This window comes from Methanocella sp. MCL-LM (assembly GCF_049676595.1).
Lineage (GTDB): Archaea > Halobacteriota > Methanocellia > Methanocellales > Methanocellaceae > Methanocella_A.
On record NZ_CP187259.1, the window covers coordinates 1,701,216 to 1,726,737 of the forward strand.

General features: G+C 53.4%; 24 protein-coding genes. 12 read left to right on the forward strand and 12 right to left on the reverse strand.

Translation table 11 applies throughout. The features are described from left to right. Window positions 1-26: 26 nt before the first annotated feature. Window positions 27-584: a Pycsar system effector family protein gene (locus ACPLPM_RS08695; RefSeq protein WP_424359849.1), complete on the forward strand. Its 558-nt coding sequence runs from the start codon at window positions 27-29 to the stop codon at window positions 582-584. A 16-nt stretch (window positions 585-600) separates the two neighbouring features. Then, window positions 601-1,311, forward strand: coding sequence for an adenylate/guanylate cyclase domain-containing protein (locus ACPLPM_RS08700; RefSeq protein ID WP_424359850.1), 711 nt, complete (start codon window positions 601-603; stop codon window positions 1,309-1,311). Window positions 1,312-1,415: 104 nt separating this feature from the next. Here ACPLPM_RS08700 and ACPLPM_RS08705 read toward each other — a convergent pair whose 3' ends face one another. Next, a complete protein-coding gene (locus ACPLPM_RS08705) occupies window positions 1,416-2,327 on the reverse strand; it encodes a hypothetical protein (RefSeq protein WP_424359851.1) in 912 nt (303 codons plus the stop codon). A 265-nt stretch (window positions 2,328-2,592) separates the two neighbouring features. On the opposite strand from ACPLPM_RS08705, the gene ACPLPM_RS08710 reads away from it, so the two are divergent. Then, window positions 2,593-3,219 carry a hypothetical protein gene (locus ACPLPM_RS08710; RefSeq protein ID WP_424359852.1) on the forward strand — a complete coding sequence of 209 codons (627 nt, stop codon included), beginning with the start codon at window positions 2,593-2,595 and terminating at the stop codon, window positions 3,217-3,219. A gap of 402 nt (window positions 3,220-3,621) precedes the next feature. Here the strand turns inward: ACPLPM_RS08710 and ACPLPM_RS08715 are convergent, their stop codons facing one another. Both ACPLPM_RS08715 and ACPLPM_RS08720 read right to left on the reverse strand, forming a co-directional pair. Continuing rightward, on the reverse strand, window positions 3,622-5,058 hold the full coding sequence (locus ACPLPM_RS08715; protein ID WP_424359853.1) for a dipeptidase: 1,437 nt from the start codon (window positions 5,056-5,058) through the stop codon (window positions 3,622-3,624). A gap of 449 nt (window positions 5,059-5,507) precedes the next feature. Beyond that, entirely contained in the window at window positions 5,508-6,344 is an 837-nt protein-coding gene (locus ACPLPM_RS08720; RefSeq protein WP_424359854.1) for an ion transporter, read from the reverse strand. A 269-nt stretch (window positions 6,345-6,613) separates the two neighbouring features. Between ACPLPM_RS08720 and ACPLPM_RS08725 the strand changes: the two genes are divergently transcribed. Genes ACPLPM_RS08725 through ACPLPM_RS08735 form a run of 3 tightly spaced genes read left to right on the forward strand, consistent with a single transcriptional unit; the run spans window position 6,614 to window position 10,116 of the window. Then, window positions 6,614-8,578, forward strand: coding sequence for a beta-propeller domain-containing protein (locus tag ACPLPM_RS08725; RefSeq protein ID WP_424359855.1), 1,965 nt, complete (start codon window positions 6,614-6,616; stop codon window positions 8,576-8,578). 52 nt (window positions 8,579-8,630) lie between these two features. Next, on the forward strand, window positions 8,631-9,311 hold the full coding sequence (locus ACPLPM_RS08730; RefSeq protein ID WP_424359856.1) for a DUF169 domain-containing protein: 681 nt from the start codon (window positions 8,631-8,633) through the stop codon (window positions 9,309-9,311). Then, entirely contained in the window at window positions 9,298-10,116 is an 819-nt protein-coding gene (locus ACPLPM_RS08735) for an MBL fold metallo-hydrolase (RefSeq protein ID WP_424359857.1), read from the forward strand. The genes ACPLPM_RS08730 and ACPLPM_RS08735 overlap by 14 nt, the downstream gene beginning before the upstream one ends. 993 nt (window positions 10,117-11,109) lie before the next feature. Here the strand turns inward: ACPLPM_RS08735 and ACPLPM_RS08740 are convergent. Then, the gene (locus ACPLPM_RS08740) at window positions 11,110-11,697 is read right to left on the reverse strand and encodes a DUF2284 domain-containing protein (protein ID WP_424359858.1); all 588 of its coding nucleotides are present in this window, start codon (window positions 11,695-11,697) and stop codon (window positions 11,110-11,112) included. Window positions 11,698-11,846: 149 nt separating this feature from the next. On the opposite strand from ACPLPM_RS08740, the gene ACPLPM_RS08745 reads away from it, so the two are divergent. After that, window positions 11,847-12,077, forward strand: coding sequence for a hypothetical protein (locus ACPLPM_RS08745; protein WP_424359859.1), 231 nt, complete (start codon window positions 11,847-11,849; stop codon window positions 12,075-12,077). An 86-nt stretch (window positions 12,078-12,163) separates the two neighbouring features. Here ACPLPM_RS08745 and ACPLPM_RS08750 read toward each other — a convergent pair whose 3' ends face one another. Together ACPLPM_RS08750 and ACPLPM_RS08755 are read right to left on the reverse strand one after the other, a co-directional pair. Beyond that, window positions 12,164-12,724, reverse strand: coding sequence for an HD domain-containing protein (locus tag ACPLPM_RS08750; RefSeq protein WP_424359860.1), 561 nt, complete (start codon window positions 12,722-12,724; stop codon window positions 12,164-12,166). Between the two features lie 37 nt (window positions 12,725-12,761). After that, complete coding sequence (locus tag ACPLPM_RS08755) at window positions 12,762-13,355, reverse strand: pyruvate kinase alpha/beta domain-containing protein (RefSeq protein ID WP_424359861.1); 594 nt, start codon at window positions 13,353-13,355, stop codon at window positions 12,762-12,764. 392 nt (window positions 13,356-13,747) lie between these two features. On the opposite strand from ACPLPM_RS08755, the gene ACPLPM_RS08760 reads away from it, so the two are divergent. Then, window positions 13,748-14,494, forward strand: a complete 747-nt coding sequence (locus ACPLPM_RS08760; RefSeq protein ID WP_424359862.1) for a DUF2797 domain-containing protein — start codon at window positions 13,748-13,750, stop codon at window positions 14,492-14,494. 11 nt (window positions 14,495-14,505) lie between these two features. Here ACPLPM_RS08760 and ACPLPM_RS08765 read toward each other — a convergent pair whose 3' ends face one another. Together ACPLPM_RS08765 and ACPLPM_RS08770 are read right to left on the reverse strand one after the other, a co-directional pair. Then, on the reverse strand, window positions 14,506-14,970 hold the full coding sequence (locus ACPLPM_RS08765; protein ID WP_424359863.1) for a hypothetical protein: 465 nt from the start codon (window positions 14,968-14,970) through the stop codon (window positions 14,506-14,508). A gap of 897 nt (window positions 14,971-15,867) precedes the next feature. Beyond that, window positions 15,868-16,866, reverse strand: a complete 999-nt coding sequence (locus ACPLPM_RS08770) for a DRTGG domain-containing protein (protein WP_424359864.1) — start codon at window positions 16,864-16,866, stop codon at window positions 15,868-15,870. A 373-nt stretch (window positions 16,867-17,239) separates the two neighbouring features. Here ACPLPM_RS08770 and ACPLPM_RS08775 point away from each other — a divergent pair, with 373 nt between their 5' ends. Together ACPLPM_RS08775 and ACPLPM_RS08780 are read left to right on the forward strand one after the other, a co-directional pair. Next, window positions 17,240-17,827 carry a hypothetical protein gene (locus ACPLPM_RS08775; RefSeq protein ID WP_424359865.1) on the forward strand — a complete coding sequence of 196 codons (588 nt, stop codon included), beginning with the start codon at window positions 17,240-17,242 and terminating at the stop codon, window positions 17,825-17,827. Window positions 17,828-18,079: 252 nt separating this feature from the next. Continuing rightward, on the forward strand, window positions 18,080-18,319 hold the full coding sequence (locus ACPLPM_RS08780) for a hypothetical protein (RefSeq protein WP_424359866.1): 240 nt from the start codon (window positions 18,080-18,082) through the stop codon (window positions 18,317-18,319). A gap of 51 nt (window positions 18,320-18,370) precedes the next feature. Here ACPLPM_RS08780 and ACPLPM_RS08785 read toward each other — a convergent pair whose 3' ends face one another. From ACPLPM_RS08785 to pth2, 4 genes are all read right to left on the reverse strand, one after another. Then, window positions 18,371-18,676, reverse strand: coding sequence for an MTH865 family protein (locus tag ACPLPM_RS08785; protein WP_424359867.1), 306 nt, complete (start codon window positions 18,674-18,676; stop codon window positions 18,371-18,373). A 99-nt stretch (window positions 18,677-18,775) separates the two neighbouring features. Then, window positions 18,776-20,071, reverse strand: coding sequence for a tRNA pseudouridine(13) synthase TruD (gene truD, locus ACPLPM_RS08790; protein WP_424359868.1), 1,296 nt, complete (start codon window positions 20,069-20,071; stop codon window positions 18,776-18,778). A 4-nt stretch (window positions 20,072-20,075) separates the two neighbouring features. Continuing rightward, window positions 20,076-20,531 (reverse strand): hypothetical protein, encoded by a 456-nt coding sequence (locus ACPLPM_RS08795; RefSeq protein WP_424359869.1) that lies wholly within the window; start codon window positions 20,529-20,531, stop codon window positions 20,076-20,078. An 8-nt stretch (window positions 20,532-20,539) separates the two neighbouring features. Next, the gene (gene pth2 / locus ACPLPM_RS08800; RefSeq protein ID WP_424359870.1) at window positions 20,540-20,887 is read right to left on the reverse strand and encodes a peptidyl-tRNA hydrolase Pth2; all 348 of its coding nucleotides are present in this window, start codon (window positions 20,885-20,887) and stop codon (window positions 20,540-20,542) included. 313 nt (window positions 20,888-21,200) lie between these two features. On the opposite strand from pth2, the gene ACPLPM_RS08805 reads away from it, so the two are divergent. Beyond that, window positions 21,201-22,385, forward strand: a complete 1,185-nt coding sequence (locus tag ACPLPM_RS08805; RefSeq protein ID WP_424359871.1) for a geranylgeranyl reductase family protein — start codon at window positions 21,201-21,203, stop codon at window positions 22,383-22,385. A gap of 226 nt (window positions 22,386-22,611) precedes the next feature. Then, on the forward strand, window positions 22,612-25,431 hold the full coding sequence (locus ACPLPM_RS08810; protein WP_424359872.1) for a methyl-accepting chemotaxis protein: 2,820 nt from the start codon (window positions 22,612-22,614) through the stop codon (window positions 25,429-25,431). The last annotated feature ends 91 nt before the right edge of the window (window positions 25,432-25,522 follow it).

A 25,522-nucleotide genomic window follows, 5' to 3' on the forward strand; every position in this document is an offset into this window, starting at 1 on the left:
AGAATTATGGTATGTGGGGTGTATGATTGGATATTAAGGAAAAAATTGAATTTGCCAAATTAACTTTTCAGAATGTTCAAGATATGATTTCTTTTGCAGATGGAAAAGCAAATATTACTCTTACTTTACAGACCGTCTTTCTCGGTATTGGCCTTGGTGCATCACTTTTAACTGATAAAACTGAATCTCTAAAAAATTTTGATAATGCTATAGTTATTACATACTTTATTTTAACTATTTTATTTATTGCTACTTCGCTCATAGGGATAATTCTATCTATAAACGTCTATCGCGCAAGACCCCCGGTAGTCTACAGTGAATTTAATAGACTGGGATTAATCTATTTTGGTCATATCGTTAAATTTGTTAAACCTGACGATTATTTTATAAAAATCAATAGTATGGATGATGAAGTGGCATTAAAGGAGCTTACACAACAGGTTTATACATTATCATATATTGCGCAAATGAAGATGGATTTTGTAAATAAAGCAATTTTCTTACTAATTATTAACGTATTGCTCGTATCGATACTAATATTAATAAGCGGTTATATCAACATAATCATTGGAGATATATCATAATATTAGGAGAATTACAATGAGTTGGGTAAGTGACTTAGGGAATAAGGTTAACGACTATCTTGATGGCGATTATGATGTAAGTGATACAGATTCAATACCCTCTGTTGAACAGGTGCCTCATGGTAAGAAGGCTAAAAAAATGCGTATGTGCGCATATTGTATTGATATGCGCAGGTCATCTGATTTGTTATCTATACATCAAAAACAGACCTGTGGGAAAATCCATAAGGCATTTTTAACAATAGCCACTGAAACTGTCCAAAGGAATGGGGGATATGTTAGAAGCTTTAATGGGGATGGGTTATTAGCGTTTTGGCCAACTAGTGGAAATCAAATTTCACAAGCTGTAAAAGCAGCCTTCGAAACAAAATATCTTATAAATACAAAATTTTCACCATTGTTTGAAAAATATTCAAAAATAGACTTTGGTATTGGCATCGATTATGGTGATGTATATATTGTCAGAGCCGGTTTACCAAGAAACGATAATAATAATGACTTGGTATTTATTGGAAAATGTGTTAATTTTGCTACGGCAATATCAAATCAAGCCAAAAGCCCCGGGCATATTGAGGTATCTGAAGCTACTTACAATGCACTTGATTACTCCTGGCAGTACGGCAAACAAAACGGGGTAGATGTAAATATGTGGACCGATGGTGCTGTCGAATGGAAGAGTGAAAAACATAAAACAAAAGTTACACAGTGGCATGCAACGTTAGAATAGGTATATTAATAGAGGGGCGTTAAGCTGCCCCCTCTATCCTGAATCGGTCTTTTGTGAAGTATTCCTCATCATTCGTCTCTATATTACATATCTGCTATCAGCCGCTATTTTTCCAGTATATTTACTTCCTTTATAACCCCGCATATCAGCTGCCCATCCGCTTTATCGTTCAGGTCGATGGTGAGCCTGTATAATCCCGGCGGCATCTCGGCCGGCACCGGCACGTAAAAGTCCTGGACGACCTGTTTGCCGGTCGGGAGCTCGATGTTTACGTCTGCCGAATATCCCGTCGGGTAGTCTATCCAGTGCCCCATGATTTTCTGGGCGATCTTGATGTGGAGCGTCTCCTGCGTGATAGTATCGTTCAGGTTGATGATCGTCACCCGTAGCCTGGCCGTGTCTCCCTGGTAGTAGTATGCCTGCCCGAACGTGGTCTTGTCGGGGTGGATTGTGCCCTTGCCGATCCTGAGGACAGGGATGTCAGTCATCTGCAGCTTCGAATAATCCTCCGGCTTCAGCGGCGTGATGTGCTCTGTCCCGGTCAGGAATGGGTTCACTGTCGCCGCCTGGGTCGGTGTCGGAGCTGGAGTCGGAGTAATCGTAGGTGTCGGCGTCGCAGTCGGCGTCGCAGTCGGCGTCGGTGTGGCTGTCGGCGAAGCAGTTGGAGTCGGGGTTGGGGTCGGAGTGATGGTAGGTGTCGGCGTAGCGGTAGGTGTGGGGGTTGCCGTCGCTGTCGGTGTGGCTGTCGGTGTGGCGGTAGCTGTAGCTGTCGATGTTGGCGTTGTATCTGTATAGATGGGAGTTGCCGTGATGGCTGGAGTGGCAGTCAAAACCGGCGTCGTGCTCTTTGCCCCGTCCGTTCCTGGTGCCGGCGTGGAGTTCGTAGTGAGGGTCTGGTAGACGCTCATGGCTCCGGCGGCTAAGGCCAGGACCATTGCCCCCATGACTACTGTGATCAGTACGATTGCTACGATAAGCACAGTCGGAGGTTTTTCCGGGGATGTTTTCGAGGCCATAGGATCACCACGTACTGATGATCATTACAGCTATGAAGCGAACCGAAATCGAATATGTCTCAGCCATATAAATGCCAGATAGATAAGGGATATGGGGAATAGTCTATATAACTCTGCTCGTGCCTCTGGCCTTTGTATGAGCGAGTCTTAGTGCTATCCGCGATAGCCTATGCAATGGCTTGATCCGATACATTGTAACCCTAATAATTCAACTTAGCTGAATTACAGAAAGACTTATCGTATGCCATACTAAAGGTAAAAGCACGTGACGGATAACGCTATAGACTCAATCTACCATGTCGAAGACGGCCGCGTCCTCATCGAGATGAAACTATTTTCGGTGATCCAGCTGTTCAATTCTTTCGATCCGGCACCCTTCCGCGAAAAGGAGCTGGACAACGCGGCAGAGAACTATATCGTTGAAGTAGTCAAGGATTTTCCAGCTAAGACTCAGTTCAGGATCGTCATTTACCTCCCGGATGAGCTGATCGGCACCAAAGACGCCCGGGAGATCCCCGAGGCGGTGAGGAGTCACTTCCAGTATAAGGTTCGGATGCAGAGGCGGAGGTTCCGGGAACGTTATGTTGAAGGCCAGTTCAAGCTGATCGTCGGGATTTTGTTCCTGGCGCTGGCTACGGTCGTCAGCCTGACCCTGGAGAACTATCTCAGTACCAATACTGCAGCGCATCTCATCGCCACAGCCCTCCAGATCACGGGCTGGGTGGCCATGTGGGAGCCCATCTCGATCTTCCTCTTCCAGCTCTGGCCCCTGGTCCAGCAGAGAAATATCTACGAGCGGATCAGCCAGATGGAGATTTCTCTCCGCCCGAATCGGAAAGCCACTTCACCGGTGCCGGAATTTCCGGCTCAGATCATACATCCGAAAGCTTAAGTTTAAAGGGTAAAAGGGTACTTCTCTGGATCTCAGATGAAGGTTGGTTTGCCGAAAAATAACTACTGCTCCGGCGTTCATGTCAACGCAATACCCAGAGTTGTGAACTATGCGGAAATACCTAAAAGGCTACATTCCTTACGATTCGGCGGTCGACGGAGGTTTTTCGGGCTTGTCCTGCCATCAGGCAGGATGCGGAGAGGGCATGGCAATGAACGCCTACCAAAGGTGGCGTTGCTTAGCGCTTGCGAAGGAGGTGCACGGAGCGAGCAACGAAGTGCGAGCTGCCTGTACCGACGAGGGTGCGAGCGCGGCCATGACCTCGGAGCACCCGAAAAACCGGAGTAGGCCGACCCAGGGGGTCGGACGTCGACCCGCCATCAGAATTTAATATGGTGTTTTCTACTCCTGGATATTATGCTGATGTGTATGCTGCTCAGCTATCGGCATGGCTTCTTCAAGCTTCCTCATCTGCGCCAGGTTATACATCAACGCAGCGGTCGTCTTAATCCCGTTATAGTAGTTCTCCAGCCTGAAGTGCTCGTTGGGAGAGTGTTCTCCATCCTCTGGGTCTGCGAAGCCTATCAGCAGGATATCCTCTATTTCCAGCCACTTCTTCATCGTCAGCACGACACCGATGCTGCCGCCCGAGCGGATGAAGACCGGTTCCTTGCCGAACCCGTATTCGACCGCAGCTTTAGCGGACTTGATCGCGTGGCTGTCCTGCGACACGATCACAGGCTCTGAGGCTGCATGCCTCGTAATCTTCACGGTGACGCCCGGCGGGGTTACCTTTCGCACATGTTCCTCAAACAGTGCGACGATCTTCTCTGCACTCTGGTCAGGCACGATGCGCATGCTGACCTTCGCTCCCGCGCTGCACGGTATAATCGTCTTGGAGCCTTCTTCACAGTAGCCGCCCCATATGCCGTTGATCTCTACGGTAGGTCTGGCCCAGGTGCTCTCGAGGAAGGTGTAGTTCTGCTCGGGCACGAGTTTGCAGCATCCGGTCAGGTCGCAGACGCAGGCTGCGTCAAAGGGCAGTTCTGCCAGCTGCTTTCTCTCCCTGGGCTCGATGTCCCGGACGTCGTCGTAGAAGCCGGGGATCAGGGATTTGCCATTGCCGTCCCTCATCGAGCTGATGATCTGGACCAGCGCTGTTGCGGGGTTAGTGATGCCGCCGCCGTAGACGCCGGAGTGGACGTCCATCTTCGGGCCGGTAATGTCGAGCTGCATGTAGACAAGGCCGCGGAGGCCGTATTCGATGGCGGGCCTGTCCTTGCTGAACTTGGCGCCGTCCGATACTGCGATGACGTCGGCTTTGAGCAGTTCCTTGTGCTGGCTGACGAACTCTTCCATATTGGGGCTGCCCAGCTCTTCCTCGCCTTCGAAGAACAGTTTGACGTTCAGGGGTAGCTTGCCCTCTGTCGAGAGGATGGACTCGATCGACTTAACGTAGGTGAACAGCTGGCCCTTGTCGTCCGAGGCGCCTCTGCCGTAGATTGCCTCATCCCGGATGACCGGCTCGAAAGGCTTCGAGTGCCAGTCCTTCACGTCGCCCTCAGGCTGGACGTCGTAGTGGCCGTAAATGAGCAGCGTCGGGGCTGCAGGGTCAGAGAGCATTTCCGCGAAGACGACCGGGTGGCCGGGGGTCTCGTAAATCCTGCCCTTGAAGCCGAGCCTGGAAACGTGGGCGAGAAGCCATTCCGCCGCTTTCCTCACGTCGCCTGCGTGGCAGGCCGTCATGCTGTCGCTGGGGATGGCGATCAGCTGCATAAGCTCGTCCGTATAGCGTTCCATATTGTCGTCTATGTGCCTCAGTACACGCTCCGGTAACACTGCAATATCTCCTGTCTGCCTGAATATACTCCTATTGTTTAAATCCGTTCTCATAAATAAATGGCCCGGCGCAAGACCGGGAACTGGCTGGTAGTTTAATCTATACTGGATCGGACGGCCTGGGGCGGTTAACACGATGTACACAACGTACTGCTGTGTTGCATAATTCCGGGTATCCTCTCCAGCGTATGGTGACAGAACCTTGCCCTTGTTTATGAACGTGTGTACGTACACGATCGCTGCGCTGTGCCAGGATCACAGATTATGGCAGATGTCACAGATTGCACAGATACTACTATATAAAAATGAAGATGTTTATCCATATGTCACTTATTATCCAATGGCCATCTGTGAAATCGGTGGAATCTGTCGTAATCTGTGTTTCTGGCACAGCGCAGCGTTCGTTTTCCTTCACGGAATCATGAGTAAGGGCTGAGACTCAATAAGATCTACCGTAGCTTACCTTTTCTCAGGTTCTGCAGGTAAGTCTTTCTCATCGCAGCGCTCGCTTTTCGCTCCGCCTCTTCCCGGGCGATGCTCATCTCCTGCTCGATGCCGGCGGTGATGACGCCGATGGGCAGCGCCATCGCCACAATTTCCATGAACGAGAGTATCACGCCGGCAACTTTGCCCGCCGGGGTGACCGGGTACAGGCCGGCAAAGCCTGCGGAGGTCATGGCGCTGATGCCCCACAGTAAAGCGCTGATGATGTTGGCGAACTGGGTGGGCTGGGCCTCGTGTTCCAGGTAGAACATGATGGCGGCGGAAACCAGCAGCAGGACGAACTGGATGGCCAGAGTGATCAGCAGAAACTCCCGCTGCTTGACGATCACCCGCTCGATCAGGTCCAGGGAATCGGAGTACCTGGCGAGCTTAGCAAGCCTTGCCAGCCTGAACAGGCGCAGGGTCCGGATGACGAGGAAGTCGAAAGGCAGCACGATCGGCAGGTAATACGGCAGGATGGCCATGAGGTCTGTGACAGCCAGGATGTTGGTCGTCATGTAGCGGATACGGCCTTTGACCGGCTCCCTGTACATCGGGTCATAGGTGCACACCCACAGGCGCAGCAGGTACTCGACGGTAAAGACCACGACCGAGAATGCCTCCAGGTACGAGAAAAGCCACGCATAGGCGACCGAGATGTCTCTGAAAGTCTGGAGCATGAAGGCGATCAGGTTGACTACCAGGAGGATGATCAGGAAAATGTTGAGGATCCTGGTGGCGGTATCGCTGGTATTCTCGATGTTCAGGATCTCGTACAGCCGGCGTTTTAGGGCAGGGAGCATCGGCTTCGACCAGCCAATAGTATTGCTAAATAATTATATATCAGTACGCCGGGCTTTAGGTGCTTCGTCGCCGGATGGGCCATTGAAATGCGGTGCCCGATGCCATGCGGGTTCAGTATGGGGCCATATTGCCACGCTGGCCTACAATATGGCTAATTAGCGCTTTTCATGCATTTTTTCTATAACTACGGCGCGAATTGAAGTTAAAATAAGGCTTAAATTATAATCACGCATAGTATTGTATGTGTGAGCTGGTCTATATGAAGCCCATGAACCGTAATACTCTGTTTATTGTCACCCTGGCAGCATCGTTGCTGCTTTTCGTGGCGCTGCTGGCTGTTTCCGTGTCAGGCAGCAAGCCGTCTGATCCGGTCTTCTACTACTTCTGGCAGCCGCAAAATACTGCCGGTCTGGAGACTTTCAAATCTGGAGCAGAGCTGGTCGAAACGTTTAAGAATTCTACCGAGCCGGCCTACCCGGAGTATGCCGACGGCGTCAGATCGTCTACCGGGATGCCAATGCTGGGCGCTGCACCTGCGGCTTCCACCGGCTGGAATAAGGCGGGTGGCATGGTGGCAGGCCAGGATTACTCGACGACCAACGTACAGGTGGCCGGAGTGGACGAGGCCGACATCATCAAGACCGACGGCACGAACATCTACCTGGTCAGCAAGGGCCGGCTCATCATTGCGAAGGTGTATCCGCCCGGGGATGCAAAGGTGCTCTCTAATACCAGCTTCGGCAATTTCACTCCGAACGAGCTGTTCATCAGCGGTGACCGGCTGCTTCTTTTCGGCAGCGGCAAGGAAAGCTGCTACGAGCCCTGGGTCAGGGTCGACGGCAAAAGCATTTTACCGTCCCGGTGTCCATCGTCGTTTACCTCCGTCAGGCTGGTGGACATCTCTGATCTGTCTAACCCCGGGGTAGTCAAAACCATCGATATCGAAGGGAACTATATGACTGCCCGGATGATCGGCGACTACGCTTACTTCGTGATCAATACCCGCCCATATGTGGCCCGTCCCGAGGTTAAAAATGCCGACGAGATCATACCCCTTTACCGCGTCGGCTCGGGCGCTTTCCAGCCTGTTGCGGAAGCCACTGATATCCGGTACATACCCCCGAAGTCGATCTCCAGCTTCGTGACAATCTGCTCGCTTTCGATGAAGGGCACTGGCGGTGACCTGGTGAAGGAGACGATCGCAGGCTCTGGTCAGGAGCTGTATGCCTCGCCCGACAACCTCTACATCACTAAGTCGAGCAGCCCGTACTACTACAGGGAAGGCTCGGCGGGCAACGAGACCACTTCCATCGTGAAATTCCACCTCGCTAACGGGCAGATCAGCTCCGCAGGCACGGGAAAAGTTCCCGGCCACCTGCTCAACCAGTTCTCCATGGACGAGCACGACGGCTACTTCCGGATAGCGACGACGAGGGGCAGCCTGTTCGACGAGAAGAACCCATCGACGAACAACATCTACGTCCTTGATAATGCCATGAACACCGTCGGTTCGCTCGAGGGCCTGGCGCCGGGAGAAAAGATCTACTCCACCAGATTCATGGACTCCCGGTGCTACATGGTGACCTTCAAGAAAGTGGACCCGCTGTTCGTCATCGACCTCTCAGACCCCCGGAACCCGCAGGTACTGGGCAAGCTGAAGATCCCGGGGTACAGCGATTACCTGCACCCGTTCGATGAAACGCACATCATCGGCATCGGCAAGGAGGCAATCGATGCCAGTGAGGAACAGACCTCGAGCCGAAGCCTGGACTTTGCCTGGTATCAGGGTGTCAAGATGGCGCTGTTCGACGTCAGCGACGTGGAGCACCCCAAAGAGCTCTATAAAGTCGTGATCGGCGACCGTGGCACCGACTCCCCTGTGCTGACTGATCACCGGGCCTTCCTGTTCGACAAGAGCACTGGCCTGCTGGTGCTGCCCGTCACCGTGGCAGAGATCGAAGGCGAGCGGACCAGCGACAACCAGTATGGCGACTTCGTCTTCCAGGGCGCCTACGTGTACGACCTCAGCTTAGCGAACGGCTTCGTGCTCCGGGGTAAAGTGACCCAGTACGAGTCGAACGACGTCTTCAAGAAGAGTGGATTATATTTCCACGGTGATCGGTCTATCATGAGGAGCCTGTTTATCCGGGACGTGCTCTACACGATGTCCCAGAGCAGGCTGCAGCTGAACGATTTGAACACGCTGGAGAAGCTTAAAGCCATCGAGCTTTAAGCTTCCCCTTTTTTTCAAAGCCTATATCTCGCTACAGTGCGTATAACTCATCATGCAAGACTACGCCGCTGTGTCGAACCTTTTGATCACAAAGCTGGGGCTGAAGCGCAAGCCCATCGCTATCACTCTTCTGCCAGAGCGCCCGCCGATGGAGAAGCTGACCGAGCCTATCCGGCTGTGCGAGATGTGGGCAAGGGCGATGGGTGGCGAAACAGTCTATGCCACGGAAAAGGAAGAGACCTGCGGGGGTGGAGCCTACTATATGGGCCTGGCTGAAATGGCGCCAGTGCAGCGGAACGGCACGCTGTTATCAAAATTGTACCCCCTGTACGCAACACCCATGGCGGCTGTCCGCACCAACGAGCTCAGCCCCCGGATTCCCTTCGGCACTGGTCAGGCAACCGTATGCTGTCCGCTGGACAACGCAGAAGGCTACGTAGACGTCGTAATGATCGTCTGCGATTCGGTGACGGCTATGAAGCTCGTCGACGCGGCGCTCTTCGAGACCGGTGGATATGTATCCGGCATGACCGGTCCGGCAACATGCTCTGTCGCTGTGGCTCATACCTACTTATCGGGCGAAGTCAACTATTGTATGGCAGACGTCGGGGCGAGGGAGTACATGAAACTCACCCCGGACGAACTGATCGTGAGTATACCTGGCGACAGGCTCGCCGACGTAGTCCGGAATCTTGAAAAAACCACAGGGAGTGTGCTTTATGACCGACTGTAAAATTATATGCCTGGTCAACAACACCGCAGCCCCGGGCTACAAGGCCGAGCACGGCATTTCCTTCCATATCGAATCCAGCTGTCTCAGGATGCTATACGATACGGGCCAGAGTGGCGACGTGCTCATCCACAACGCCAAAACCGCAGGCCTGGACTTCGGGTGGCTGGGTCTCATCGTGCTCAGCCACGGGCACTACGACCACACCGGCGGGCTAATGAAGGCGCTGGAGAAATCCGGGACAATCAAGGTCATGGCCCACGAAGCGGCGTTCAACCAGAAGTTCGCGCTGAGAGAAGGTAAGCCCGAAAGCATCGGCATACCTTTCAACGTGAAAAATCTGTGGAACTACTGTGACATCATCCTCCAGCAGGGGCCTTACACAATCTGCGGCGGCCTCTGGGCCACCGGCGAAATCCCCCGGGTGACGCCGTTCGAAGTCCCCCAGAGCCGGTTCATGGAAGAGCACAAAGGCGCCATGTGCACCGACTTCCTCAAGGACGACCAGTCGATCGTCGTCGACACAGACGATGGCCTCATGCTAATCAGCGGCTGCTGCCACTCCGGCGTCGTAAACACCATACTACAAGTCAAAGCCCTGTTCGGCCGGTATCCCACCACCATCGTCGGCGGCCTCCACATGGAAAGCGCCGACGAAGCCAGAATCGCCGCCACCGTCGAAGCGCTGAAAGAAGCCGGCGTCAAAAAAGCCATCCTCGGCCACTGCTCCGGCACTAAGATCATGGATGCTTTACGAGCGGCAGGCGTCGAAGTCGTGGCGCTCGAAGCTGGCATGCGCATCCTCTAAATGATTGAACCACTGCGGCACGGCTCCTTATCTCGACAACTGGAAAACAGATGTTCTAACCACTGCGGCACTGCGGTGCTGTGTTGCATTATTCTTATCTTCATGTTCGCCTTTTGAACGCCTGCAGTCGCAGGCGTTCTCGAGGCGATGCGATGACGATCGCTGCGCTGTGCCAGGATCACAGATTGAAACGGATTGCACTGATTTCACAGATGACCTTAGAATAAAATCGGTAGACGGCAAATCCATTTCTCATCGATTAGTATCTGTGCAATCTGTGGCATCTGTCGTAATCTGTGATCCTGGCACAGCGCAGCGATCGTCTTGCTGAGTCACTCCACCTGCAATAGCTCGGCCCAAAGAAGAGAAAATGAATTATGCAACACAGCAGCACAACGACACGGAGACAAATCGAGTAACAATAGCAGGATGGTTATTGGAACCACGGCGGCACGGCGGCACGGAGACAACCCGTACCCGAATAGCAAGGCCCTCTTTTTAGATCCACGGCGGCACGGCGGGCTGACGGCACGGAGACAAATATGTTTTCCTTCCTTCAGGCTATTGATCGAAAGTCAGGCTGAAACGATTAGATAGTAAGCTTATGGTTAATGCTCTGTCTTGGTGTCGTCGTGGACATAAAAAGAGTTCACTTATACCGGTTCACGAATGTCTCTGTGTCGCCGTGCCGCCGTGGTTTTATTTACCACTGGCTTGTCGTGTATCGCCAATGTCTTGGTGTCGCCGTGCCGCCGTGGTTCAATCATTTGACTTATAGTTGTCGGGATAAGGAGCCGTGCCGCCGTGGTTTTATTTACCACTGGCTTGTCGTGTATCGCCAATGTCTTGGTGTCGCCGTGCCGCCGTGGTTCAATCATTTGACTTATAGTTGTCGGGATAAGGAGCCGTGCCGCCGTGGTTCAATCATTTGACTTATAGTTGTCGGGATAAGGAGCCGTGCCGCCGTGGTTACATTTTTTGTCGGTGAATTGTTTACTCGAGCAACAGCAGTGTGAAAGTAGGCAACTGCGCAGCATTTAAAATATTCCTGTCAGCCACGACGTGGGTGTCGAGCCCTGCGTTTTTGGCCGTAGCGAAGACGTCGATGCCGGCGGATTCGAGTGAAGGCCTGGTGTCCACCGGAAACTTGCACCTCTTGTGCTCTTCCAGCGCGCAGACGTCGCATTTGCGGCACCGGTGGGCGCCGTAGGCGAAGGCTTTGTAGTACCCGGCGAGGAAGGCGTGGCGTTCCATATCGTAGATCGCCTTGCAGACGTGGAGGCTGAGTTTATCCATGGTCTTATGGATATCTTTTGGGGGGTAAGTGTCGAAGTCGAGGTACCCGTCGTACCGGATGAGGTAAGCGGTTGTATACTCGTCCAGGACCTTTCTGGTGTCTTCCGGGGCCGGGCTGTATGGCGGGCAGGTGAGCCTGGTGCCGTAGTTCTTGCAGCCGAACTGGCACTTGAGGCGTACCCAGTGGGCGGTTATCACTCTGGCCGGAGCCATTCGGACGAACGCCGAGGCGCCGCTGTCGAGGGCCATCTTTCTCAGCTCTTCTTCGATTTTCGGTCCTGTCATGAGATCACGCATTGTAAACGATTGTGCCGGCTACGTAGAAATATCTTTTTTTACAATGCTCCATGCTATCCCCTGTCAGGGATTCGATCGATTTTACGGCAGCAGAGAATATATGTATATTATGATCTAACTATTCTGCGGATTGGGTTATGGGAGATACCAAAAACATCGCTAAAGACATGTTCAAGCAGCGGATAGTACAAGGTTTTACTGCTACAGTTGCCGTGATTAGCTTAACTTTCTGGTTCCTGGGCAACTGGTGGGGCAGCTATCTGGCAGCCATAGCGATCATTATGTTCACAGTGGCTACTCTGCACTGGATAGACGATGAAGAAGTGATCGAAAAAGAGCACTTAGGCGGGCAGCCCGTAAAAAAGTAGTGGCTGCGATACCGAAGTAAAACTGGTCGTTAGCAGACTATTGGCGGCACATTACGGCCACGGCTTGTTTACATTTCGCCCATAAGCTATTTGCAGCCCAACAGAAGTTTAAACGCTTCGTACTCTTCTTTTATCGCGTCTTTACCCTGGGGACTAAGTTTCTTCCAGCTCCTCGCGAGCTTGGCTGTGATCCACGCATTTGCTTCCTCTACCCCCATACCTTTTTTCTGGAAGGCCAGGTAGTACAGCGATGGTATGGCCGCGAAGTGGGACATCGAATCGGCATCCGCTACGCAGATCGCCTCTTTCGTCGCCTTTTCCACCGGGACACTACCCCGGTGACAGTATATGCAGTACTGGACTTGTCTGATCTTTTCTTCGGGATAGCCGAGGTTAGCGAGTAAGGCTTCGGCCTCTCGGGCACCGTGGATGTGGTGCTCCTCGTATTGTGAAAAATCTTTTATACTCGCATAGTCGTGGAGCAGGGCTGCAAGCTCTACGATCTCGGTGTCCGCCCCGGTCTTCGCCGCCAGCTCTTTTGCGAAAGCGACGACGTTTACTATGTGGTATTTCCAGATACCGTAGCCGAAGCGGTTCGCATCTTGGAGACAGGCTTTCTCGACTATGTCCGATATGGTCGGTATCATCAGACCCTGCAGGCGTTAATGTCAGATATCCCTTTCGTCATTCCCGGGACTTCTCCCTGGGCATGCAGACGAACTCCCGCACCTGCAGATCGAAGAAGCTATTAGCATGGGCCGGTTTGATCACGCAGGCCGTGTCGACTCCGGGCCAGGTGCCACCCATGGCGATGATCTCAGTCTTGCCGTCGACGGGCACGTAACCGCCATCTGCCGCCATGATGCTGATCTCCACGCACACTTTTGTCCCGACACCGATCAACGTCCTTAACGCCTCCGCTATCGACTCTACCCTCGAAGCGCCGCCGAGCCGTCTCGAGATGGAACGCTCCACTCCGGAAAGCGCGTGAGACATTTCGACTATGGGGATGTTCATTTCCTTCAGCTCCGCGAGGTATCGGTCTTCAAAGTCCCTCTGCCCGGGGCCCGAGAAGCCCACGTGGTGGCCTACGACGATTACCTTAACGTCTGTGCCGGCAAACGCTTTTGCCGCTTTCACACCAGTCTCCCCACTGACGCTGGCTACGACTGCGTACTTGATCCCCAGCTCTTTTGCCCGGTCTACCGCCAGCCTGATCGTGTCATCAGTATTCTGGCTGCCTGCCTTCTCGAAGTAAACGATGTCCCGCTTGATCATGATCAGAAGATTGCCGGCCGGTGAAATAAACGTTGCTTCTGTGCCCGCGAACGTACACGAACGCTGCGCTGTGCCTGCCACCAGTCATATAACTCTTAAATAGTTGCACATGTGCTCGTGAACGTACACGAACGCTGCGCTGTGACCGACTGGAAGCAGTCCCATGCATACAGGATCACAGATTACGCCAGATTCGACAGATTGCACAGATACTAATTGATAATCGAAAAGAAAAGAACTCGCAATATTCCTTTTATTTAAAATCGTCATCTGTGCAATCTGTTAAATCTGTAACAATCTGTGATCTGGCACAGCGCAGCGTTCGTCTTGCTATCTCACCCTACCAAACGCGTGAACTATTTGTATCCGCATAGCATAGATCGTCCCGTATTATGCGCATCATCGGCTACTCATCGATCGACAAGGTACTAGTGGTCAGCCCGGGGCCGGGGGTAATCGACATCTCTTCAGAGGTAGCCCTGACGCTGACCGGCCGGGGCTGCGCGGGGCGGTGGGAAGGAGAGAAATATATTCCATGCGACTGTCCCGAGGCACCTTATTGTCAGCAGTGCGCCGGTGTGGCCGATGCGTGCGTAATCTGCCGGGGGGAGTGCCGCAAGCCGGAGAGGACGTGCAATGAGGAGCACTCGGTGTATCTGGCGATCTTTGCCCCCTCTACGGTCAAGGTCGGAGTATCGAGGACCTACCGGCTGGAGACTCGTCTGCACGAGCAGGGGGCGGATGAAGGCTACGAGATCGCCCGGTTCCCGGACGGCGAGGCGGCGAGAAGACTCGAGCGGGAGTTGAGCTCCAGATTTCCCGACCGCATTCCGTTTGCTGAAAAGATCAGGCCTGGCAGGATCGACCGGGCCGCCGTTGACACAGCCCTAAGCAACTTTACGCCTGTACGGCGCTTCGGCTTCCGGTATTTTCCTGGAGATGTATGGATGGCACCCATTCTGCTTAAGCCGGATATTCATAAGACGATTTCCGGGAAAGTGTTCGGGGTGAAAGGCCAGGCGCTTGTCCTCGAAAAGCACGATACGCTGTACGCGGTATATCTTGATTCACTTATTGGCTATGACTGCGAAGCCAGAAAAGGAAAAGAGCGCCTGCAGGTGTCTCTGTCAGGCTTTTAGCTTCTTTTTGCTTAGCGCTGCTCCGGCACACGAGCATCCTGGGCGGCTGTCGGCTCCGCAGGTATGTCTATGATGCGGTATTCTCTCTCGATCTTGTTGCCGCGCCGTTCCAGGAAGCCCTCGTTGTGCAAACGGGAGAGGTACGTGGATACAGTGCTGATCTTGATCTCTTCGCCATAGGTGCGCCCATAGCGGTCTTTGACGTCGATGGTGTTGAACCAGGCGCCGCGATATTCAAACTTCAAGAATAGCTTTAGCCGATCCTTGATGGTCATCCTGTCGTCGGACAGGTCTTTAACGTCCTTCGCCATGACGGATGCGGCTTGAGCCTGAGCCGGGGCGCTTATGCCGCCAAACGTCTGGCGGATCGAGTTGATTGCCCTTTCCAGCTCATCGGCTTTCAGGTCTTCTCCGAGGATGGTGAAAGCTGTGATTTTACCGCTCTGGTTGTCAAGGCTGATCTTAATATCAACCATTTTACAGCCCTCCTTTATTCCTCGTTACATGGATGATTTTAAGAGGCGATCCCCCTACAGGATCGCCTCTAAATTGCTTTTCCAATCCATCCCATTTTGACTCAACAGTCATTGACTGTCAAGTTTTGCCGTTTTGCGTTTTTTCCAATCCATCCCTTATGACTCAACAGTCATTGACTGTCAAGTTTTGCCGTTTTGCGTTTTTTGGTTGAATGATTGTAAACGCACCTCAATACCCTGGGTGTTTGCCGTTTATGTGCAATTACTGCCCAATCCATCCCCATGTCTCAGGCGTAATCGTTGTTTGCCTTATTACTACTCTATCTGACGCAGCTTGCTGCGTACTACATATCCATAGTAGTATCTCCGATTATATAAGCTTTTCGAGGAAAACCGGTTATTTTATTAGTGCTTAAGACTTAAGCACAAAATAACACATGTTTTAACTGATAATCCGTAGGATTTTCGAGTATTTATAAGTTCACCTGTTCACAGCTTTTAGTGCTATGTGAGGCGATCGGATGCTCTGGGAAACCAGAATTTGTGGTCGCTGGTATAATACTATCATGTAGAAAATCAGGGCTTTAATTTGTGCTGTTATTGATAAATACAGCTTAACCACAGATATTGCTCGGACAACGTTCACAGTGTGTTCACAAATTTTGGGGCATTGTGAACTGGTGGCATAATCGTGCTCGATAACAAAAACGATCGCTGCGCTGTGCCAGAAACACAGATTAATACAGATGCCACAGATTGCACAGATACAAGTTAATAAGTATCAGATAGTCCAGCTACAGTTTTTCTTCACTGGTCATCTGTGAAATCTGTGGCATCTGTATCATCTGTGATCCTGGCACAGCGCAGCGATCGTTTTCTTGAGTCGCTCTGTTAAAATCAGGTTAAAATCTTGGATAGATCGACATTGCGCGCAACCTCGTCCTTGATGGTCTTAATCTTCTTCTCATCCGTAGGATCGATGCGGGCGATCATCCGGTCGACGATCTCGGAAGCTGACAACGTGTCTTCCTTGACTGAGATCATGGGCACCCCGAGGAACCGGGCCCGGTTGATGACTTCCTGGGCGGGTAACAGGCCTCCGGTCAGGATGATGCAGGATGTAGAAGTATTCAGGGCGGTGAGCAGGATGTCGCTGCGGTCGCCGCCGGTGATCACGGCCTTGTTGCGGGCGCGCTCGAAGTAGCGGAGCGCTGATTCTCTGGACATGGCACCTATCAGGGTCTTCTCGACGATGTTGTTCAGGTTTTCATTACCTGTCAGGACGATGCCGTTCAGCTCTTCCACGATCTCGAAAACGTGCAGCGTCCGCAAAGACGCTGTATAGGGTATCATGCCTACGATGGGAATGCCCTTGCTGATCAGGAAATTTTCTATGCCCACGTCGTTGCAGAGGTTCAGGATGACGCCTTTGAGGGGTATTTTCCGGTAGTCCAGGTAGTCTTTGATCATGGCGACCCTGTCGAGCGATTCCGGGGTGGCGTCGGAGAGCAGGATCAGGTCGGACTTGAACCTCTCTACGATGTCGTACGACGACAGCCCGTAGAGGAAGCCCATCGTGACGTTCTCCATGCCTTCGATGATCATCAGTTCTTTATCTGCGGCGACTTTTTTGTAGGCGTCGGCCACCTGGTCCATGGTGAGCGAGGGCATTTTTTCCCTCGGGAACGGGCACAGGTCGCCGGGGTTGGCTTCGAAGTCGACCAGGGCCTGCATCAGGTATGCATCTTCCTCGACCCTCTGGCCGTTGACTGTGATCATCTTTTCCTGGAACGGCTTGAAAAATCCCGTGTACACTCTGGAGTTCAAAGCGATGCCCAGCGTGATCACTGTCTTGCCGCTTTTTGCGTTGATGGAGCTGATAAAAACCGACTTCATCCTTTTGCCTGCCAAGCTAAGTATGGCCACGATCTTATTAACACTTTCCGTTTTTAAAATGTAGGGGCGAGTGGAGCGGTTCCATCCCTGCGGCCGGGAAGGCACGCCTGTGCACGACTAGTTACAGGTTCCGGGGCCTCTGCTTTGCACACCGACATCCGGCCGGTGCGGTGGGATCTGGCGACGTATCCGGGTACAGGACATATCTACAGACCGTTTTTCGCCCAAAAACATATTATAACTCATATTTACCGTTTATTTTTTAAAAAAGAGCCGTTTTTCTGCCAATTTCGCATTTTAAACTCAAAATATTTTTAACAAGGCTTCCCGAACATCGTAACGAAGCAACGTAACAGGAGGCATAGTTGATAGCATGATGAAAAAATTGTTTGTTCTGGCGTTAGTAACGCTGGCGGCGCTCGTGTTTGCGGGCCCCGCGATGGCCCAGGGTTATGGCATGGGTGCAGGTATGGCCGGGGGTGCAGGTATGGCCGGTGATGTTTCATATGGTGCACCTCAGGACTGCATGGCCACGGTTTCATGTAATATTCCCGCAACGCAGATGGTTCCGTACATGACCTCGGCTCAGGCGATGCAGACTGTGAACTATCCGGTGACCGTGCCCAGGCAGGCAACTGTTACCGTACCCAAGACTGTAGTCGTGCCGGAGCAGGTGCCGGTGACCACCTACGAGACGGCCTGTGCACAGACTCAGGTACCTGTCCAGGTGCCCCAGGTTGCATACCAGCCTGTGACGACTATGATCCCGCAGACTAAGACCTTCTGCCTCGGTGACACGGCCGCAGGTGCAGGTATCGGTGCGGCAGGTGCCGGCCCGGGTAGCGCGGGTCTCGGCACCGCAGGCGCTGGCATGGGTGCCGGCGCAGGCGCCGGAGCGGGCTCGATGATGAGGGCTCCCGGTGCTGCCGGAGCCGCAGGAACTTCTGCCCCGGCCAGGTAAACTGTAAGAAGACTGTAAGTAGCGGCTGTGAATTGAATAAAGATTAACATATGCGACGGCTGCGGCCCGCCCTGAATGAGGCTACCCTTCCGAAACTGAATAATCGGGCGGGCCGTACAGTTCTCTTGCATTTTTTATTTTTCCTCTTTACCAGTATTATGGTACAGGTTTCGTCCTCTACGTCCTATCGTAACCTTTATTCTACCAGGCGGAAGCTATAAAAACTAAGAGTAGTTAGACTGTGTGATCGTAATGTATATCCCGATCGCGTTTTACAAAAACAGCCTTGTCCTGATCGACAATATGGATACTTTTGCATTGTACTACTGTTCCAGCGTCAAACAGAAGATGAGGCCGGCTCCGGGCGAGAATCCGGGCTATGATGGCGAAGGTATACCCTCCGAGCATGACTCAGATGAGGAAGTGGGCGGAGCGGGCTTCACCGCAGACGATTCATTCGCTGACTCGTTCGACGACGATGACGACCTGTAAGGTCGTCATTTTTAGGGATTGTTACCCCTAAAGATCGTCACTGTAATATCGTTATCTTTGTCCTGTCTCGCACTGGCTCAGGAGTGCGGCGGCTGCATCCCCCGGAGTTTTAATTGGGAAGATGCTGTCGTCGATCCTGGGAATCAGATCGTGGATAGATGTTTCCTTTCCCTGGTACCTGCACTTGATCGGCGTACCATATGGGTAGATGTCCATAAGTTGTTTTTTATTTTCAATGGGGAACTTCACACCGCACGCTATGAGCTGGTCAACGATGTTAGCTTTCATTGTGTCCATCTCCCTGATATTTTCCGGAGTACCGGACGGAGCGCCAAGTATTGAAGGGTCTTCTACCATTTCATTCACCAATATATATTACATAAATTCCATATAATTATAATATTTGCAGAATTATTATCATGGCAAATTAAAAAAGAGGCTAAACTATGTTGGTGTTTACTCCATGCAGCGGGGATCTCCTTTCATGTACTCCCGCAGCACAGTTGTCGCATAGCTACCGCTGGTGAGGAAGAACCGGGTTCTCGCAGAGCCTTCTTCTGCCTCAAAAGAGGGGTTTACGGGCAGCCTCATTTCTCTCCATATGCCTTGCGAGCTCAGCTCGGGTATGCCCGGGATCACAAAATCGGCAGGAGTTACGCGTGCTTCTCCGAGCACTTTCGCGCAGATCTCGTCCAGCTTTTCCACCGGGGTGCTTTTGCCGACCAGTGGCAAGACCAGGGTTACCTTTTTCCGCTTGTATAGGTAGTTGATGTCTGGCTTGTTCTTTTTTGTGACCTGCTCTATCTTCGATACGTCCGGTTTACCGTCCGGACCGTTAAAGCATACCGTGTCGCCTTCTCCAGGCTCTGAGATCGATATCTGCCGTAGCATGCGCTGGCTGAGCATCCTGTTGAACAGGAGCGACTGGTACGCGCTGACGAACATTTTCATCAGGGAGCCGGGCAGGGATCTGAACGCTCCTGCATAGTCTCCGGGTCTCTCTATCAGCCTGTGCATCATCGTGCGCTCGTATCTCAGGTTCAGGGGGTACAGTTCCAGGCCTTTCTTGAAGTCCCTGGTCTGGAATACATAGTTCCTAACCTCTATGTTCTCGGGGTTCTCATCGGGGAACGACCGGGCAATATAGTCCATGGCTGCGCCTTCCAGATCACCCTTGACCAGCTTCTCTCCCACGAGGTGGGTGATGGGGCGCCTGATGCCGAAGCGCTGGTATCCGAAATAGTTGGGGACACCACCTGCGGTGGTAATTTCTCCGGTAATAGCTGTCAGCCTGGCTTCCAGTTCCTGGACGGGTATACCGATGCCGGAAAGGCGGATGTCAAAGTTGTTGCCCGCCAGATCGCCCAGCACCAGCGGCTTGCTTGACCTGCCGACCGGGGTCAGCCTGATCCGGGGCAGGGTGACTTTCCTCAAGTCTTCCTCTGTCACGCCATAGATGCTGATAAGCTGGGTGGTAATCGCCCGCTTATCCTTTGTGCCTGCCACTCCTATTCTGTCATCGCTGATGCCGAGCTGCCGGGAAAGGTCGCGGATGAGGTGATGAGTTTCCCAGTTCTCTTTGGTCAGCCGCGCTACAAGGTAGCCACCGGAGTCCGCTGTTTTGAAGTCCGGGACTTCCTCCACGACAAAGTCGGAAGGGCTGGCTCGCAGCTTTCCTCCGATCCCTTCGTCATCGGTCAGGTAAGCCTCGATTCCCATCAGGCGCTCGAGCTCGTAGGGGCTTTGCTTCATGGCATCACGCGTGGTACTGGTCGAACTTGTCCGCAGAGGGCGCCGCCCCGTCCGCCGGGCGCTGGAAATTGATGACTGGCATGGGCACCGCGGGAGGCAGGCTCAGGTTCTGGGATAACAATAGTGCCAGCGGAATGATCCGGGCCATCATGTTGTTAGCGATCTCATTCTGGACCTGCACGTCGGCGCGGCCGGCGTCCCAGTCAGCTTTTTCCTGGGCCGGATTACCTCCGACCTTATCGCAGAAGCCTTCGAAGCGGATGTAGCCGATGGACGGGTTGATGTAGTTGATCGCTACCGTGTACTCCACCCGGAGCACTTCGCCTGCGGGAGCCTTGTTTACTGTCGGGTTCCTGAGGTTGATGTCGTAGTTGACGTTGATGTTTCTGAACTTCGAGAGCTCTTCCAGCGGTACGTGCCGCGTCGACTCTATTTTGCTGATGTTGAATCCCACTATCATGTCTATCCCTACATTAGCTTGAGGTGTCCGACGATCTTATCCAGTTTGTCCGACTCTGCAGGCCCCATGCCCAGCGCAGTAATGGTGCCCGGTGGGACGCAGGTCAGCCCCGCATCCTGGATGAGTGCTGTCGGTATATCTGCCCTTCTGGCCTCTTCCTTAAACCTGAACAGCTCCTCTGCCGAGTTCACTTTGAGGACGATCTTCTTCTGTCCTTCCCGCTTCCAGGCTTCCTGTACCGAAGGCCTTGCCCATTCTGCTGCGGAGAGCGCGGCGTGAGCTACCTGTACGGCCATTTTGCCTTTCGGCAGCTTGAGGTCTTCCCTGACCAGTATGCACTGCTTGTATTCCGTCATTCTTGTTACCGGCTATATGCTCTTGTGGCCTTTCTAATATATATTGACTGTCACGTCTGCCGGGCTGCGCCCGGTACATCTCATATTATAATACACGACACATATGCAAATTTATATTTAATATTAGGCTGTTATGATACTATTAACTGCCATGCAAGCAATTACTACTGATACCGATAGATTATAGTCCTTTGTGAAAGGTTTCATACTGTCGGGCAGGTCATGGACACTGCCCGACAGTATAATACCTTTCAAGAATGACTATAATAACTGGCCGGTATATTTACCGCAGTATACTGACGATGGGGTTACGATGGACTACGACGTCATAGTCGTGGGCGCGGGGCCTGCGGGCTCCATGGCCGCTAAATACGCTGCGCTGAACGGCGCAAAAACGCTGCTGCTGGAAGAGCACGGACAGGTAGGCTCTCCGGTCGCGTGTACCGGCCTGATCAGCCGGAACGCGCTGGACGAGTGCGAGCTGGACGAAGGCGGCTTTATCAATAAGCGGATTCGCGGTGCCTTTGTGCACTCCCCGAACAACCGCAACATCCTGCTCGACGGTAAGCGGACCATGGCTTACGTGGTAGAGCGGAAGATCATGGACCGGGAAATGGCCCGGCGTGCCGTGAACGTCGGGGCAGAAATCCTGATTAGCACTAAGGCGGAAGGCATCACTAAAATCCCCGGGGGTGTCTCGGTCAAGGTCACCGGACCCGACGGGCCGGAGGAAATCACCGCAAGCGTCGTGATCGGCGCGGACGGGGTGAAAAGCAAGATTGCCCGGGCCGCGGGCCTCGGCAACCTGCCTCATGTCTGCTCGGCTATTCAGGTCGAAGCGGCTTACGAGCCCCGGAACCCCGATTTTGTAGAGATGTTCTCCGGGAGCCGGTACTGTCCAAAGTACTTTGCGTGGGCGGTTCCCACGTCAGGCGACTGCTGCCGGGTGGGCCTGCTCTCCGACGAGCACGCGCACGAGTACCTTCAGCGTCTGCTGACCGAGCACGAGATCGTCTCGAAGAAGGCCAGGTCTGCGGTCGACCTGATCATGGGTGGAGTGCCGGTGGGTACGCTGAAGCGCACGGTCACGGATAACGTCCTGATCGTTGGCGATGCGGCCGGCCAGGTAAAGCCGGTCTCTTATGGTGGCATTTACACTGGCGCGAGGTGTGCCCGTATTGCCGGAGAAGTCGCAGCTAAGGCTGCGGTCGCCGGGGATGCCAGCTCTGGCAGGCTCATGGAGTACGAGCGCCGGTGGCGGGCTGACATCGGCAGAGAGCTGATGCTGATGATGCGGTTCCGGCAGATGTACGGCCGCATGACAGACACCGATCTCAACGAGGCACTGGCCTTGCTGGACGATCCGGAAATTTCGGAAGCGATGACAAAATACGGCGACATCGACAGGCCTTCCCAGCTCGCCTTCGAGCTGCTGAAGCTGTCCAGAAACAGGGGTATGTGGCGGCTGATGGGCCTGCTGGCAAAACTGTTGTTTTAAGCGTTATGGCCTGTAAGGGCTATTAATGGCGATATTGCTGCCTGTAGTTAGAACTGGCGGCAATAATCGGTTAAAAAGCAAATGCAACCGACGTTCGTTAATATTTACTAATTATGGAGTAAATACGAACTCTATTTATACTTCCAGCCCAAACCACTGGCTTATATCGAAAAATCGGCCATATATAGGCGATTTGCACTTTTAATTGGAAAGGTGGGTAAAAACGATGAAACTCGACTTACGAAGCATCTCAGTACAGCTGATTGTACTGGTGCTCATAGTAGCCATCGTGCCAGTGCTGGCTCTGACGGCTTACACGTATAATACGATGACTGTCCAGAAGTATGCCGAGTTCAAGGGTAAGGTGGGGGATATCGGCACCATTGGGGAGTTGTCCTACAATGACCAGATGGACAATCTGCATGTCGAAGCCTTGAAGATCGGCAACGATGCCCGTATGTCCGCGGCCATCAAAAGCGGGGATAAAGCTGCGGTCAAGCGGCTGGTGGATGAGTTTAAGGGAAAAAACCAGTGGATCGATATCATTACTGTTGCCGATAAGGACGCAGTTATCCTCGGCCGATCCGCATCCACGGTCAGCGGCGACGTCAGCACGAACAGCTTTGTCAGGCGGGCGATCACCGGGGACGACGTGACTGCCACGGACATTCTGGCGGCCAGCGCTGTCCAGAGCAACAACCTGGCAGACCGGACGAAAACCTCCGGCACCAGCGACGGCCTGACCATCGCGAGCGCCATACCCATCAAGGATGACAATGGCGCCGTAGTCGGTGTAATTTACGTAGCGGTTCTGCAGAACGACTACAATAACCTGGTCGATACGATCGCGACTAATTCCGATGGCTTCTGCAGCGTTTTCCAGGGCGACACCCGTATCGCCACCAGCCTGAAAGACCAGAGCGGCCAGCGTACGATGGGAACAAAGGCCGATCCCGCGGTCGTTTCCCGGGTACTCAACAACGGGGAGACCGTTGCAGATATCTTCCCGGTCAACGGGAAGCAGCTCTACGTGCACTACTCGCCCCTGAAGAACCAGGATGGCAAGACCATCGGTATGCTCGCAGTAGGGTATGACATCGGGCCCGGACTTGCCGAACTGAGCAACCTGACCTTTATCCTGATCGGCATAGGGGCTGTCATCTCGCTGATCGGCGCAGTCGCCGGGTTTGTCGTGGTCAACCGGGTCACCCGGCCCATCAACAAGCTCGTTGTCGCTTCCAACAGTATCGCAGCCGGCAACCTCGACACGGTCATCGACACCGGTGCAAAGGGCGGCGAGGTGGGTGAGCTGACCACTGCAGTGACGCAGATGGTGGCGAACATCAAGGAGCGCATCGCTTTCAACGAGTCTATCCTGAAGGGCATCAGTACGCCCATGTTTGTCACAGACAACGATCGGAAGATCACTTACTTTAACCAGGCCGCGAGCAAACTGACAGACGTAAGCAGCAGTGACGCCGTAGGCAGATACTGTAAGGACATCTTCAACACCCCTGTCTGTAATACCGAGAAGTGCGCGATCAAGTGTGCCTGGCGGGACGGCGACCAGAAAGGTGTGGAGATCGCTACTTCGCTGAAGGGCGGGAAGAGCGCGGTACTCTCCGTCGATGCCTCGTCCATCAAGGACCAGAATGGCAAAGTCGTCGGAGGTCTGGAGATCCTGCACGACATCACCGAGTCCAAGCAGGCCCAGATCAAGATCGAGCATGCCGAGAAGGAAGCCCGGGAGAAAGCCCTGTTCAGCGAGTCCATCCTGAAGGCTATCACGGACGCCCACTTCGTCATCGACAACAAGGGCAACATCACGTACATCAACGAAGTAGCCCAGAAGCTGCTCGGCTGGAGCGAGAGAGAAGCCATGGGTAAGAACTTCGACGACGTGATAGGAGTTCCGAACAGCAAGACCAAACAAGCCCTGGTGGAGCACACGAACGTGTATAACGCCGACGGCTACGTCGTAGCTCGCAACGGCAAGAAGATCCCCGTCCGGGTGAACGATACTCTGCTGAAGGACCTCACCGGTAACGTAACCGGCATCAACGCCATGTTCCGGGATATCACCCAGGAGCAGGAATCCAAACGGCAGCTTAAAGAAATCACCCTCTCCGCCAATACCATCGCTGAAAAGGTTGCCGGTGCCAGCGGGAACGTGTCGACTGCGGTGCAGCAGGTGATGACTTCCTCGAGGCAGATCTCGGAGAGCATCCAGCAGATCGCAGGCGGCAGTCAGACGCAGGCCCGGAGCATCGACGAGATCAACCACCTCATGCACGACATGAGTAAGAGCATCAGCCAGGTGACTGATGGCGCTAAGAAGACGAGCGAGGATGCAGTCAAAGCGAACGCCGAGGCCCGGAAGGGTTCGGAGAACGCGAAGGTGGCCATCAAGAAGATGGACGAGCTGCACGGAGCCGTGAACGACAGCGCGAAGATCGTGCAGGACCTGGGCGAGAAATCGAAGCAGATCGGCCAGATCGTGGAGATGATCACCGCTATTGCAGGCCAGACGAACTTGCTTGCCCTCAATGCTGCCATCGAAGCGGCGAGAGCAGGCGAAGCCGGCCGTGGCTTTGCCGTGGTGGCTGAGGAGGTCAGGAAACTGGCGGAGGAGTCTGCCAAGGCCGCTGACGAGATCAACAAGCTGATCGGCGAAGTCAGGGACCAGACTGCTAAAGCGGTCGAGTCGATGAACCGTGGTACTCACGAGGTGGAAGAGAGCAATAAAGTAGTGGCTGAATCGCTCAAGAGCCTCGAAGGCATCGGCAGGCTGATCGATACCACTGCCGCCAAGGCGCAGGAAATCGCAGCCATGACCGAAAAGCAGGCGGCCGACACCGACAAAGTGGCAAAGGCCGTGGAAAGCATGGCCGCTGTCATCGAGGAGAGCGCGAGCGGCTCGGAAGAGGTCAGCGCATCCAGCGAGGAGACTACGTCTACCGCGGAGCAGGTGGCCGGCATGGCTGCCGAGCTGGCGAAGATCGCCGACGAGCTGAAAGCGGAGGTAGGCAAGCTGAAGACGGAGTAGACTCCGGAGTAGACGCCGGAGTAAACTCCGGGCGGAGTAGACTCCGGAGTAGACTCCGGAGTAGACTCCGGGCGGAGTAAACTTCCGCCTT

What these genes read in the sequence shown, in the direction of transcription:
- ACPLPM_RS08755 (WP_424359861.1), bottom strand. Translation starts at nt 13,355, where the DNA reads ATGATCAAGCGGGACATCGTTTACTTCGAGAAGGCAGGCAGCCAGAAT.
- ACPLPM_RS08780 (WP_424359866.1), top strand. Translation starts at nt 18,080, where the DNA reads ATGTATATCCCGATCGCGTTTTACAAAAACAGCCTTGTCCTGATCGAC.
- ACPLPM_RS08810 (WP_424359872.1), top strand. Translation starts at nt 22,612, where the DNA reads ATGAAACTCGACTTACGAAGCATCTCAGTACAGCTGATTGTACTGGTG.
- ACPLPM_RS08765 (WP_424359863.1), bottom strand. Translation starts at nt 14,970, where the DNA reads ATGGTTGATATTAAGATCAGCCTTGACAACCAGAGCGGTAAAATCACA.
- ACPLPM_RS08785 (WP_424359867.1), bottom strand. Translation starts at nt 18,676, where the DNA reads ATGGTAGAAGACCCTTCAATACTTGGCGCTCCGTCCGGTACTCCGGAA.
- ACPLPM_RS08735 (WP_424359857.1), top strand. Translation starts at nt 9,298, where the DNA reads ATGACCGACTGTAAAATTATATGCCTGGTCAACAACACCGCAGCCCCG.
- ACPLPM_RS08760 (WP_424359862.1), top strand. Translation starts at nt 13,748, where the DNA reads ATGCGCATCATCGGCTACTCATCGATCGACAAGGTACTAGTGGTCAGC.
- ACPLPM_RS08700 (WP_424359850.1), top strand. Translation starts at nt 601, where the DNA reads ATGAGTTGGGTAAGTGACTTAGGGAATAAGGTTAACGACTATCTTGAT.
- ACPLPM_RS08795 (WP_424359869.1), bottom strand. Translation starts at nt 20,531, where the DNA reads ATGATAGTGGGATTCAACATCAGCAAAATAGAGTCGACGCGGCACGTA.
- ACPLPM_RS08730 (WP_424359856.1), top strand. Translation starts at nt 8,631, where the DNA reads ATGCAAGACTACGCCGCTGTGTCGAACCTTTTGATCACAAAGCTGGGG.
- ACPLPM_RS08775 (WP_424359865.1), top strand. Translation starts at nt 17,240, where the DNA reads ATGATGAAAAAATTGTTTGTTCTGGCGTTAGTAACGCTGGCGGCGCTC.
- ACPLPM_RS08705 (WP_424359851.1), bottom strand. Translation starts at nt 2,327, where the DNA reads ATGGCCTCGAAAACATCCCCGGAAAAACCTCCGACTGTGCTTATCGTA.
- ACPLPM_RS08745 (WP_424359859.1), top strand. Translation starts at nt 11,847, where the DNA reads ATGGGAGATACCAAAAACATCGCTAAAGACATGTTCAAGCAGCGGATA.
- pth2 (WP_424359870.1), bottom strand. Translation starts at nt 20,887, where the DNA reads ATGACGGAATACAAGCAGTGCATACTGGTCAGGGAAGACCTCAAGCTG.
- ACPLPM_RS08725 (WP_424359855.1), top strand. Translation starts at nt 6,614, where the DNA reads ATGAACCGTAATACTCTGTTTATTGTCACCCTGGCAGCATCGTTGCTG.
- ACPLPM_RS08770 (WP_424359864.1), bottom strand. Translation starts at nt 16,866, where the DNA reads ATGAAGTCGGTTTTTATCAGCTCCATCAACGCAAAAAGCGGCAAGACA.
- ACPLPM_RS08740 (WP_424359858.1), bottom strand. Translation starts at nt 11,697, where the DNA reads ATGACAGGACCGAAAATCGAAGAAGAGCTGAGAAAGATGGCCCTCGAC.
- ACPLPM_RS08805 (WP_424359871.1), top strand. Translation starts at nt 21,201, where the DNA reads ATGGACTACGACGTCATAGTCGTGGGCGCGGGGCCTGCGGGCTCCATG.
- ACPLPM_RS08750 (WP_424359860.1), bottom strand. Translation starts at nt 12,724, where the DNA reads ATGATACCGACCATATCGGACATAGTCGAGAAAGCCTGTCTCCAAGAT.
- truD (WP_424359868.1), bottom strand. Translation starts at nt 20,071, where the DNA reads ATGAAGCAAAGCCCCTACGAGCTCGAGCGCCTGATGGGAATCGAGGCT.
- ACPLPM_RS08720 (WP_424359854.1), bottom strand. Translation starts at nt 6,344, where the DNA reads ATGCTCCCTGCCCTAAAACGCCGGCTGTACGAGATCCTGAACATCGAG.